The 11,882-nt window shown below is 39.6% G+C and carries 15 protein-coding genes; 8 read left to right on the forward strand and 7 right to left on the reverse strand.

Annotated features, from left to right (window positions below; genetic code table 11):
• Positions 1–142: 142 nt before the first annotated feature.
• Positions 143–271: a hypothetical protein gene (locus tag PBV53_RS09595; RefSeq protein ID WP_309739269.1), complete on the forward strand. Its 129-nt coding sequence runs from the start codon at positions 143–145 to the stop codon at positions 269–271.
• A 43-nt stretch (positions 272–314) separates the two neighbouring features.
• On the opposite strand, the gene PBV53_RS04745 is transcribed toward PBV53_RS09595, so the two are convergent.
• A complete protein-coding gene (locus tag PBV53_RS04745; protein WP_270096031.1) occupies positions 315–725 on the reverse strand; it encodes an HIT family protein in 411 nt (136 codons plus the stop codon).
• 395 nt (positions 726–1,120) lie between these two features.
• Between PBV53_RS04745 and PBV53_RS04750 the strand changes: the two genes are divergently transcribed.
• On the forward strand, positions 1,121–3,118 hold the full coding sequence (locus PBV53_RS04750) for a UvrD-helicase domain-containing protein (RefSeq protein WP_270096032.1): 1,998 nt from the start codon (positions 1,121–1,123) through the stop codon (positions 3,116–3,118).
• A 38-nt stretch (positions 3,119–3,156) separates the two neighbouring features.
• Here PBV53_RS04750 and PBV53_RS04755 read toward each other — a convergent pair whose 3' ends face one another.
• From PBV53_RS04755 to PBV53_RS04775, 5 genes are all read right to left on the reverse strand, one after another.
• Positions 3,157–3,312, reverse strand: coding sequence for a hypothetical protein (locus PBV53_RS04755; RefSeq protein WP_270096033.1), 156 nt, complete (start codon positions 3,310–3,312; stop codon positions 3,157–3,159).
• A gap of 165 nt (positions 3,313–3,477) precedes the next feature.
• Positions 3,478–4,596, reverse strand: a complete 1,119-nt coding sequence (gene tnpB, locus PBV53_RS04760) for an IS200/IS605 family element RNA-guided endonuclease TnpB (RefSeq protein WP_270096034.1) — start codon at positions 4,594–4,596, stop codon at positions 3,478–3,480.
• Positions 4,597–4,772: 176 nt separating this feature from the next.
• A complete protein-coding gene (locus PBV53_RS04765; protein WP_270096035.1) occupies positions 4,773–5,234 on the reverse strand; it encodes a restriction endonuclease in 462 nt (153 codons plus the stop codon).
• Positions 5,235–5,384: 150 nt separating this feature from the next.
• Complete coding sequence (locus PBV53_RS04770) at positions 5,385–5,678, reverse strand: hypothetical protein (protein WP_270096036.1); 294 nt, start codon at positions 5,676–5,678, stop codon at positions 5,385–5,387.
• 67 nt (positions 5,679–5,745) lie between these two features.
• The gene (locus PBV53_RS04775) at positions 5,746–6,159 is read right to left on the reverse strand and encodes a hypothetical protein (protein ID WP_270096037.1); all 414 of its coding nucleotides are present in this window, start codon (positions 6,157–6,159) and stop codon (positions 5,746–5,748) included.
• Between the two features lie 295 nt (positions 6,160–6,454).
• Here PBV53_RS04775 and PBV53_RS04780 point away from each other — a divergent pair, with 295 nt between their 5' ends.
• The 4 genes from PBV53_RS04780 to PBV53_RS04795 all read left to right on the forward strand — a co-directional run bounded on the left by PBV53_RS04780 (position 6,455) and on the right by PBV53_RS04795 (position 9,372).
• Complete coding sequence (locus PBV53_RS04780; RefSeq protein ID WP_270096038.1) at positions 6,455–7,624, forward strand: ABC transporter permease; 1,170 nt, start codon at positions 6,455–6,457, stop codon at positions 7,622–7,624.
• Entirely contained in the window at positions 7,617–8,279 is a 663-nt protein-coding gene (locus PBV53_RS04785) for an ABC transporter ATP-binding protein (protein WP_270096039.1), read from the forward strand. The genes PBV53_RS04780 and PBV53_RS04785 overlap by 8 nt, the downstream gene beginning before the upstream one ends.
• A 6-nt stretch (positions 8,280–8,285) precedes the next feature.
• Complete coding sequence (locus PBV53_RS04790; protein WP_270096040.1) at positions 8,286–8,801, forward strand: Fe-S-containing protein; 516 nt, start codon at positions 8,286–8,288, stop codon at positions 8,799–8,801.
• 160 nt (positions 8,802–8,961) lie between these two features.
• Positions 8,962–9,372: a universal stress protein gene (locus PBV53_RS04795; RefSeq protein WP_270096041.1), complete on the forward strand. Its 411-nt coding sequence runs from the start codon at positions 8,962–8,964 to the stop codon at positions 9,370–9,372.
• Positions 9,373–9,385: 13 nt separating this feature from the next.
• On the opposite strand, the gene PBV53_RS04800 is transcribed toward PBV53_RS04795, so the two are convergent.
• Entirely contained in the window at positions 9,386–10,195 is an 810-nt protein-coding gene (locus tag PBV53_RS04800; RefSeq protein WP_270096042.1) for a sugar phosphate isomerase/epimerase family protein, read from the reverse strand.
• Between the two features lie 93 nt (positions 10,196–10,288).
• Between PBV53_RS04800 and PBV53_RS04805 the strand changes: the two genes are divergently transcribed.
• A complete protein-coding gene (locus PBV53_RS04805; RefSeq protein ID WP_270096043.1) occupies positions 10,289–11,323 on the forward strand; it encodes a peptidase U32 family protein in 1,035 nt (344 codons plus the stop codon).
• Positions 11,320–11,706 (forward strand): DUF5402 family protein, encoded by a 387-nt coding sequence (locus PBV53_RS04810; RefSeq protein ID WP_270096044.1) that lies wholly within the window; start codon positions 11,320–11,322, stop codon positions 11,704–11,706. Before PBV53_RS04805 ends, PBV53_RS04810 begins: the two co-directional genes overlap by 4 nt.
• Positions 11,707–11,882: the final 176 nt, after the last annotated feature.

An 11,882-nucleotide genomic window follows, 5' to 3' on the forward strand; every position in this document is an offset into this window, starting at 1 on the left:
TACGGTATGCTCTCTGACAACTTTCAAAACAAAAGGTATAATTTTAAGTCAATACAATCTAAACTATTAGTATCTGTTAATATCTATCAAATTAATAGATAATCTGGTTTTAGCAAATAAAGTTGAACTTTTGTGAGAAATCATGAATACACAAGGTGTATCTTATGCTACGGCAAGAAACGACTTATTTCATCTTGAAGAAATTGGTCATCTCAAAAAACAAAAATCCGGGAAGGAGTTTTTATTTGTTTTAATACGCAATGATGCATAAAAGCGTTAAGATCAATAACTCCTCTCTCATACTTTGAGCTTTATCAATCAACCCTCAACATCTCAGCCAATTCTTCCAGATCGTTCCCTGCACCGCTGACAGATACTATCGAATGCATTGAACCGCCATTATCCCCGTCCATTCTCGGAATGATGTGTACATGCACATGTGGCACTACCTGACCGGCAGCAGCCTTGTTATTGAGACCGACATTTGAGCCGTCCGCTGACATTGCATCCTCTAACATCCCTGTTAGCATTTTCACGGTGGCGAAAAGGGAACCTGCATCTTCCGTTGGCATATCGGTAAAGCTGTCGTAGTGCTTTTTTGGAACAACTACGGTATGCCCTCTGGAACAGGGGTTTATGTCAAGGAAAGCATAGGTCTCCTCGTCTTCATAGATCTTATGGGATGGGATATCTCCCTTTATTATATTGCAGAACAGACAATCCATATTTTGACTCCTCATATATAGTTCTGCTTTACTTATTTATAATATTCTGACGGACATTCTTTATTTCTTGTGTCTGTTGTATGTTGCTAGCAATGCTATTGCGAGCAGTGCTGAGGGTTAATTCTTTTCCATTTCCAATCTAAGCCTTCGTACCGATTCTACCAATTGATAGGGTGACTGAGTTTCCTTCAATGCGTGGTTTTTTGGATAAGGAGTAGATTGAATCTGTGATATATCGTAGGGTGTGACTTTGAATTATAAAAAGAAAGGTTGAAATCGTTAGTTTTCACGTTTTAAAAATCGATATGCTTATATTTACCATACATGCTATTATGGCACATATAAAATATTTAATTCAAATAATATGTCGGGGTAGTATATTGGTGTTACACATAATGCAGGTTGATTCATCCAATTTAACAAATGGGGAAAAAAGGATTGCTAATAAGATAAAACAGATTTATGCAGATTCAACTTGGAACGCATATCTCTATTATCAACCTCGCATTAAAAAATGGAATCCGGATTTTGTTTTGATTGATGAATATAAAGGCGTTTCCATTATTGAAGTCAAGGATTGGAGTTTGGAAAATATCGAAAAAATAAATCCATTAACTGCAGTTATTAATGGTACATCGAGACACAATCCAATATATGTAGCAAATGAATATTACAATGCTGCAAAAAGCAGATTGCAGAACCAATTAACATTATTAGATGACAATTATGAACTAAAGTATGGTCTCTATTCTAATCTAGTATTTACTAATTTAAAGTCACGCGAAATCGAAGAATGGGATCCATGTTTTTTTCAACCACCTTCAAAGTGCATAACGTCTGAAAGAATCAGTGATCTTACAATTAACGATCTTTTTTCTGAAGAAGTTCAATATATTGAAGAATATGATTTTTCAGTACTTAGAAGCGCTTTCTTTCCTGAAATAAAAGTTAAAAGTGTACAGAAGGAGTTATGGGAATATGGTAGAAAAAACAGCACTGAAAATAGCATAATTAAAACGCTTGATTCTGAACAAGAAAAGTTTGCAAGAAGGATTCCGTATGGTCATTACATGGTTTCAGGAATTCCTGGAAGTGGGAAAACAGTTATCCTTTTGGCAAGAGCTGTAAATCTTGCTAGGGAAAATCCAAACTGGAAAATTAAGATTCTAACTTACAATGCCACTCTTGCTACAAAATTGAATCATAAACTTGAGTCGATTCATGAAGATTTAGGCATCATGGGAGTAAACTACCAGAACATTGAAATTTCAACATTCCATAGCCTTGCAAAATCAGTTGCAGATATTGGTTCTGTTCCTGATCCTGTCCCAGAGAACTATTGGAAAATAATATTACCTTACAAAGCAATCGAAAATGCACGTCCTATTTACGATGCTATTTTGATCGATGAATATCAAGACTTCCATGATAGTTGGATGAAACTTTGTTTGTTGTTATGCAAAAAGTATGATTATAATGGTCAACAAACTGAAAACTTGTTTTTGGCTGGTGACAGATTACAGAGTATCTATAACCCCTCTACACACAATTGGAAAAGTTTAGGAATTAATATTGCAGGTAGATCCAAACTGTTAAAGACATCTTACCGATCAGGCAGCACTCACGTGAATTTAGCTCTGGATTATTTAATGAAAAATCCATCAACAAAAAGAGAAGTTGAGAACTTTTATGAAGGTAGAGATGGAATCTGTTGTGATTTTGATATTGACAACAATCTTGAGTTCATTAAAGGCGATTTTAAAGTAATCAATGAGTTACTTGAAGATTTATTGAAAAAACCACAGTACAATCCTGAAGACATACTAGTTTTGGTTCCAAGTAATTGGCTACGTGACAAGTTGTATAAGTTTTTAAGTAAAGGTCTGAAAACAAACTCAGTAGCTACAAAATACGTTATGGAAAACAAGATTAATTTTGTTACATACCATTCTGCCAAAGGTATTGAAGCTAAAGTTTGTATCCTTGTTGATGTAGATAAAGTCACAGACAAGAAACTTTTGTACGTAGGGATGACTCGTGCTTCTGAGAAATTGATAATTCATTCTCCAGATTCAGAGGGTGGGCCTGTTTTCAATGAGTTACTTGAATGTTACAATCATCTTGTGAGTGACAAACCTCCCTCAGCTGAAAAAAAGGAAGTGTTTGAGCCTGCGAAACCAGTTAAAGATTTAAAGTCGGATCATGAGAAGTACAAACTTGATGATGTAAGAAAGACTCATTCAAATGCATACCAGAAATGGACTTCTGAGGAAGAATCCAATTTGATTAAAATGTACGCACATGGAAATAAGTTTGATAAAATAGCTTCTGAGTTAGGAAGACAGAAAGGTGGAATTAAAGCACGTCTACAGAAGCTCGGTCTTGTTAAATGATAATTCAGAAGAGTTTTCCCAATTATTTTGTAAGGGGTTCAATGAATCCCATGGTCGCTTTTGTATGGCTTATGACGCTTCTTAAAACCATGCAAGAGATCGATTGGGATGCCTTCTGGAAACGCTTCACATACAGCTAACTTATTTCTTAGGTCCTGTACATTCTTTTGGAGCAAAAATGCATCGTTTTTCATAGCACCACCTGCCAAACGTTCCTTCTTTTAAGGAAATGATCATTTGCAGCTGGTCATACTTCTTCTACTGTGAACTACCCCATGCTTACGCATGAGGCTTCCTGCTTCATTCTTTGAACTATCGTTCACAAGTCCACAGGCTCTTCCCCCCGTTCCGAAGGTGATTCAAATGTTTAGTAAATTTTGATTTTGAAGCGCAAACTTCTTGATATTGATTGCAGCATTGATGTCCCTGTCATGCTCTGTATTACATTCAGGACATCTCCAATCTCTATCTTTCAAAGTCATTTTACCGCTGTGGAAACCACATACATTACATAATTTAGAAGATGGTTCAAACTGACCTATCTTCAATAATGTTTTCCCGTGCCAATCTGCTTTATATTCGAGTTGTCGGAAAAACTCACTCCATGAAACATCACTGATTGCTTGTGCAAGACAATGATTTTTTAACATACCTGAAACATTCAAGGATTCTATTGAAATTGCTTGGTTCTCGCTTATAAGTTTAGAAGTAGTTTTGTGCAGAAAATCCATTCTCTGATTTCGTATTTTTTCGTGAATTTTTGCCACGGTATGTCTCGATCTATTTCTGTTATTTGAACCTTTTTGTTTCTTACTCATCCGTTTTTGTAAGATTTTCATTCTATCAATGCTGTTTTTAAGATGTTTAGGATTGTCAATCTTTTCACCATTGGAAAGTATGGCGAAGTGAGTAAGTCCAACATCTATTCCCAACGTCGTCTCATCATCGAAAGTTTGTGTATTTGGAAGTTTTTTCCCATCATCCACAAGAATACTGATGTAGTATTTTCCAGTAGGAGTTCTGGATAATGTAGCGGTTTTTAATTTACCTTCAAATTTCCTATGCAACTTTGCTTTTATTGGTTGCTTTATTTTTGGAAGTTTGATTGTATTAGTTTCAAAATCCACTGAATAATGTTGTGGTATCTGGAATGATTGTACGGGATTTTTTCTTGACTTGAAATTTGGGAAGCCTTTTTTCTCCCTGAAAAAACGAGTGAAAGCAGATTCGAGATTGATGAGTGTATTTAGTAATGATTGAGAATTGACCTCTTTTAACCATTCATTGTTTGGTTTTAGGTCATGAACAAGTCGATGCTGTAATTCAAATCTCGATAAGTGTTCTTTATCAACTTCATACGCTTTGTTCTTCTGCTCTAGTGCCCAATTATACGTAAACCTACATGCACCAATATGTTTTACAATAATCTCATTTTGAGATTCCGTGGGGTACAGTCGGTATTTATAGGCTTTAAGCATCAATATAACATATGTTTTAACAATATATCAATGTTTTGTAAAATAATGTTGTATGCGGATAGTACTCCTTTCATCCCCCACCTTACGAAAGGGAGTGACAGCTGCGTTGAGATCTCGATATCCAGAAGTATTTGAGGAAATGGAACACATCGATAAGTCGGGAAAATGAATCAAAATTAGTTATTTGATGAAATTATGTCAAAGACTTGATCCAAAATATTTTCCATTATAAGGACATCCTGGATCACATATATATTTTCAAACACTTGGCTATCCCCCAAATCTTGCCGAAAGTTCTTTGTAAATAGTATTCCCTTTTCGACACCAAGTAAACTCATTGTGCCTTTTAATTTCAAAACGTCTGGCATCCCCACGTTTCCTTTATCTTTACATTTGCATTCGATAATACAGTAAGGTTCATTATTCTTGGTTATAAGGACATCCACTTCGGTAATGGTACTCCCTGTATTTATTTCAGAGTCTCTCAACAAATCATCTACACTGTCCACTTGACTCTGATAATCTTTTGAAACACTTACCCCATGGTGAATTCCTATCAACTCAGTTTCTTGAAATTTAGTCTTTAGTGAATGATATAGCCAGAGTTCTAGAAATAAACCACTGTTTTCTTTTTTCATCCACAATTCATTAAATTTATCTGAAATGCTATAAAAACAGATTTTTGGAGTTACTTCACATGGTTTGAAATGCTCAATAGCATCGCATTTATCAGGACATGTGATCGCATCAAAAGTTATTCCGTTACTTTTGTCATCGATACTATCAATCTATGATGAAAGTGAAAGGACACCAATTCTTTCAGCTTTTTCACAAACGTGACTCAATTCTCTTTCAAGTTCAGTTGTGAATAGATTATTTGCTTTGTTAGCTAACATTGCAATATAATTAAAAAATGGGGAGTCACTTGTACCAGGCAACGAAACAGGTATAATTTTTGATTTTCTTACAAAATCTAACAAATGAAACAAATCCATATCTTTTCCATTGCATTTTTTCAATAGATCTGCATATGTAGAATCGATAAAAAATTGACGAAGGGATAAGTCATCTTCCAACTTCATGAATAAATTACGAATAGATGTATCTTCAATGATAGAATTATGAGATAAAATAAATTCGAAACCGTTTTCAGCTGGGAGTACGGTGGGGGAGATACTTTCGGTAGACATAATCAATGATTCTTGCTCTTGGAAGTTTTGCTAATTTCGCTAATTTCATCATCGTAGAACTTGGAATTTGCTTAGATTCAGAACTGACCGCAGAGTCGGATAACCTATAACAATAAGTTATGTACTCTCCATGAGTTTCACAGTCTTCAATGATGTCGCCTTCAAATACCATTTCGTCAAGAGTGTCGGTCAATTCTTGAGAATATGGACCATAGTGATATTCATCATAATCAAATTGTTTATCTAGTCCCAATTCCTCTTGCCCTAAAAATACAATCTTTTGCAGTTTCGTCCTTCCTTTTATATCTGGAATACCCGAAAACATTTCGCGAAGAAAATCTTTGCGAGATTGACCTATACGATCCTCTGACATTTGAATCACACCCCCTCTCATGATATTTAATACTTGCCTCTTTCTACAATTTCTAATTGCAACGCTATTTAATATTAACCTTTCTAGTGAGGTGAAAGTAATACTTATATATTTTTATTTTTTGGAGGAATGTCAAAAATTGATACTCAAAGTAATCCTTTACCTCTTTTATGACCCCAAGTATGCATCACGAAACCTTCTTGCATATAGTTCCCCTCAAATGTGATGGCTTCACTTAGGGGCCATATTTACCGCGTAACTTGCATTGATGTACTTACCTTTTCAATTACATTTTATGCGCTTATATTCTGTTGTGTTAAAAGATGTTTTCCGCAGGAGAACTAAACTTGCGATCGCAGTCCTGGGGATCATTGTTGCAGCATCCGCTATGGTTGCGGTTGTTACAACGTTTTCTGCTGCAAATGATAGCCTTTACGAAGAGTCGAACAACTTCGGTGCTAATATCATCGTAAGGCCGCAGACAGACTCAATACCCTTGTTAGCAGGTTCGACATCTCTCGGTTCGATATCCACTGGTAATAACTACATATTAGAATCTGATATTCCCGGAATATACGATATCGAGAACAGTGCGAATCTAGGGGTGGTGGCACCTCGTTTGTATGGAGTTGCAGGACTTGGACACGAAAATGTCATAGTAATGGGGGTTGATGTGGAACAGGAACAAGATCTCAGGTCGTGGTGGAACGTGAATGGGGAATGGCTATCCAATCCCAATGGGACGGAAGTGATGCTTGGCTCGGACATAGCAAGACCACTGGGTCTGGATACTGGCTCGATGATCACCCTTGAAGGGAATGGTGTTGACATGGACCTTGAAGTGGTGGGTATTGTTGATAGCACGGGTGGGGAGGAAGACGGCTACATAATAATGCCTCTTTCTGTTTCTCAGACCCTTCTCGATAAAAAAGGAAAGGTCAGCAGCATTGATGTTCGTGCTCTTTGTAATGACTGTCCGGTGTCCGAAATGAGCCTCCAGATAGAAGGCGCCCTGCCGGATGTGGAGGCCAGGGCAATGAGTCAGATCGTTCAGAGTGAGATGGCCATGATCAAGCATACTCAAACTTCTGCAATGGCTATCTCGATCATAACTCTGCTTGTGAGTACCCTTACCGTTGCTTCTACCATGCTTGCATCTGTGAACGAAAAGATAAGGGAGATAGGTATCATGCGTGCAATTGGCGCAAGCGATCATCAGGTCATATCAATGTTGTTCCTTGAAGGGGCGTTGATAGGAACGATCGGAGGCAGCATTGGCTTCGGGACCGGAACTTTACTGTCCTACATAATTGCCCCCTTACTGGGCTTTGCTGAACCTTTCCCAATGTGGGAACTTCTGCCTCTGGTATCCGGTATGGCTGTGATGGTGGGAATTGTCGCATCCATAATCCCGGCAAAGCGGGCATTGAATATCGATCCTGCGGAGGTGTTAAGGAGTGTCTAATGGACTTATCCATGCAAGTGGTTTGAAAAAGAGCTACAAAATAGGTCCCAATGATGTCGAGGTACTGCATGGCATCGATATGGACATTGAAAATGGGGAATTTGTGTCCATCATGGGGCAATCCGGGTCCGGTAAAACTACCCTGATGAACCTGATCGGCATGTTGGACAGGCCCACTGAAGGGTCCATTCTCATAGACGGGGATGATATTACTACGATATCCCGGAAAGAGATGGTCGATTATAGGCGTAGGACTGTGGGTTTTGTGTTCCAGCAATTCCATCTGATCCCCTCTCTTACCGCATATGAGAATGTTGCCTTGCCTCTTGTTTTTGCAGGGGATAGGGGTCATAGTGCAGCCCTTGATGCTCTTGAAAGAGTGGAGCTTTCCCATCGTCTGGACCATAAACCATCTGAGCTCAGTGGGGGGGAACAACAAAGGGTCGCTATCGCAAGGGCATTGGTCATGAGTCCAAAGATACTGCTTGCGGATGAACCCACAGGAGCACTGGATAAAGGAACAGGGGAGAGGATAATCTCCCTTCTCAATTCTCTGAAGGACGATATGACAGTGGTCATGATAACGCACAATCACGACCTTGCCAGAATGTCGGACAGGATCATCAACTTACAAGACGGAAAAATAAAGGAATGATATAAAATGAATTCAAAATTAATAGGGACCATACTGTTGATAATGATCGCGGTTGCGTTTGTACCTGGATGTCTTGAAAATAATGCACAGGCAGAAACTGCTGTTGAACCTGTTGCGGGATCTGTCGTTAAACCTATTGCAGCAACGTGGATAGATCCGGAAGTATCGGGCAATATTGTTACGATCCCTGTCCAGGCGATCGAGGAGAATGTGAACACTCATTTCAAGGTAAATGCCGATACAGGTGAGATCGCAGTTATGGCCTATAAGTTAGGTGACGACATAATAGTCCGATCGAACGTTTGTCCACCATGTGGTTCAATTGGTTTTTCCCTTGACAAGGATGTGCTTGTCTGTGATTCATGCAGAACGACTTTTGATGCTAATAACGGAGAAGGGATACAGGGATCATGTGTAGCATATCCGAAAGAGAACATTCCTTATACCATCTCTAATGGAAATGTTGTAATGGAGCTGGATAATATTGTGGCAGCTCATCTCGAAACAGTTCAGAGGGGATGAGGGGGGATAAAAGCTCCTCTTTCCTCTATTTTTATTATGATGTTCTATTTTTGTCTTTGTTTTTGTCGCGTTTGATCAATTCCTGAATAAATATAGAATAAATTTGCTAAAGGTCGATCTCCAATAACTTTAATACACTTAAAAAGTAACCAAAAATTATATGAAAATATTACTTCCCACTGACGGGTCAGGATATTCGGAAAACGCTGCAATGGTTGCAGGTCAGATCGCAAGCAAACACGATTCTGAGGTCATAATCGTTCATGTGGTCGAAGACAAGGGGCTTGGTAGGAAAACCTGGCGTGAGAACGGTGCTGAGCATGTGATCAATAGCGTAAGGGAAGAACTTCTCAAAAGAGGGTGTAAAGAACAGAGCATCATCTCGGAGATAGTTGATGGCCATGCCGCAGAAATGATCGTAAAGACTGCAAAAAAGCACAATGTCGACAGGATCGTTATAGGTACCCGGGGTCACACTGGAATAAAACAGATAATGGGTTCTGTGACACTGAAGGTCCTTCAACTTTCTCCAATACTTGTTCTGGTCGTTCCTCCGGAATTCCGTTTATAATGAAAAATGTTGATCAAAGGCTGATATGTTCTCTGATCATCTCTTTTCCCGCAAGGACATCTTCGATGGAAAAAACCTCAAGATTGAATATCCCTTTGTAACCTTTAAGCGAATTAAGCACTGAATAATCGATCGTACCGGTTCCGGGTGCCATGTGCTCATCTCCATCGTAATTAGGGGTCCATTTTCCGTAATTGTCATGCAGATGCACATGTATCACTTGTTCTGATACTGTCCTGATGAACTCGTTCAATTTATCGTGGTCTCCGCCGCAGGTCAGGTTCGCGTGTCCTATGTCAAATGTCACCCCAAGGTTCGTAGAATCCACTTCATTGACCACTTTGAGCAGTTCCTCTGCTTCACAACAGAGATTGCCGGGGTCGGTTGCCTCTTTATTCTCGAGTCCTAACATGACATTGTTCTCTGATGCAAAAGCTGCAAGTCTTTTCAGATTGGTTGTCATCCTGCCAAGGGACCTTTGTCTGTCATCGCCAACTCTGCCGGGATGAACGACAACTGCTTTCGTATCGAGCTTTCCTGCAAGTGATATGCATTCTTCCATCAGCTTGAAGTGCATGGGTTCCATGGATGCAGTATCAACCACAAGGCCCTTTGGATATGTTGGAACGTCTGCAAAATAATGTGCATGCATGGATGTATCAAGATCGCATGTGGACAGTTCGTCGAGGATCTGGTCCAGCCTGTCTTTCTGAAGTTCCTTCCCTTCATATACTCCAAGTTTTGGCATATAGAGTTCCACAGATCGGACATGTTGGTCCAGCTCTTTAAGACCGCCTGCAAAGGAAGATGCACCTATTATCATATTGATTAGAACGAAAATAGCCTTTAATAACTATTTTGGTCTGAGGTGACAAACCAAAATCCTTATCTAAATTTACACGATAAGATGGTTTCAATGAAGCTGTATGTACCCCATGTAGGTCATCTTGAAGGACTTGAAGACCTGCTTTCAGGATCTGATGATATCTATGCTGTCTATATGGCAGGGTCTCCCGATTATATTGGCACTGGCAGGACCAACCTGAGTGCGCCGAAGCTCGAGGAGATCGCTATACAGACAGAGTACGCACATGATAAGGGCGTGAAAATGGAGATAATCCTTAACAGTTCCTGCATGGGTGGACAGCAACTTACGCCGGAAGGTTACCGAACCATCGATTGGTATTTCGATAAGTTGAACGGCATCGGGATAGATTCGATCACTGTCGCAGATCCCCTTTTTGTGGAAATGCTCGCAAAGGATTATGATATGGATGTGGTGGTCTCGGTACTCTCTTTTGTGGATTCTCCGCAGAAGGCCGAGTTCTATGAACAACTTGGAGCGACTACTATAGTCATTGATCCTGCAGTGAACAGGCAATTCGATAAACTCGAATCGATAAGGGACGCAGTATCATGCGATCTTAAGCTTCTTGTAAACGAGGCATGTTTGTATCAGTGCCCTTTCAGGTATGCACACTTCAATTTCTTCTCACATGCCAATGGTCCGGGGCCAAAGCCGAACGTGCTTGATGATTATTACTACTTCAAGTGCCTGTCCTTGAGGATCAATGACCCGCAACAGCTCATAAAGTCCCCCTGGATAAGGCCGGAGGACCTTAAGGAATATCGCCATATCACGGACACATTCAAGATCGGTGGCAGGACGCAGTTCGTCAACTGGATCCTTAATGCCGTAGATGCTTACGCTAATGAGAGCTATGAAGGCAATCTTATGGACCTTTTGGATAGCATAAAGGACCTGAAGGACCATTTCTTTATCCCGAACAGTGAGCTGAGCGGGGCCATAGAGCAATGGAAAAGATGCGACAAGGTCTGCCACAAGTGTGGATATTGTAAGCGCCTTGCTGAGAAGATCATTCGGGTATATTCCCAGGATGAGGACGGACGTTGTATGGTACCATTGGGATCATCAGGAGATAGAACATGACTATTACACAAGATATGCTGAAAGCACGTGGAGCATTGGAGAACAAACTTCGGGAACTTTTGGGTATACCTGTCTTTCTGATCGAGATGGATGCCTTTGCTCTTCCTTGTGGATGTGGTGGTATCACAATAAACACGCGTGGACTCCAACTGGATGATCTGGAGGTCTTCGAAGAGCATATCCTCAAATACTTTACTGAAACGGTCACATCCCTTGAGATCGACCCATCTTTCCTTTTTGTCCGTCTTATTCCTGGGACCTCTGAAATTGCATCTATCAATGCACGTATGCTTTGTAGCAATTGTTACATGGATTTTGCCAGAGGAAGCGGCAAACGACCACGTCCTGATATTTATATCTTAAGGTTCGACAGTCGAGAATGAGAATAATTCTCGCAGAACCCTTTTTTTACAGAAAAGTTCCGAAAGGTTTATGAATGATTTTAGATAATGCTGTCCATCTTACGTTAGTCTATGCCATATTTACGTAATATGTGGCTAAAATATCGAAGATAGTTATTCGCACTTATATTATTGATTTAGAACTACGAAGGAGGAAA

Origin of the sequence: Methanococcoides alaskense, from assembly GCF_027594145.1 — an archaeon.
Taxonomy (GTDB): Archaea; Halobacteriota; Methanosarcinia; order Methanosarcinales; family Methanosarcinaceae; genus Methanococcoides; species Methanococcoides alaskense.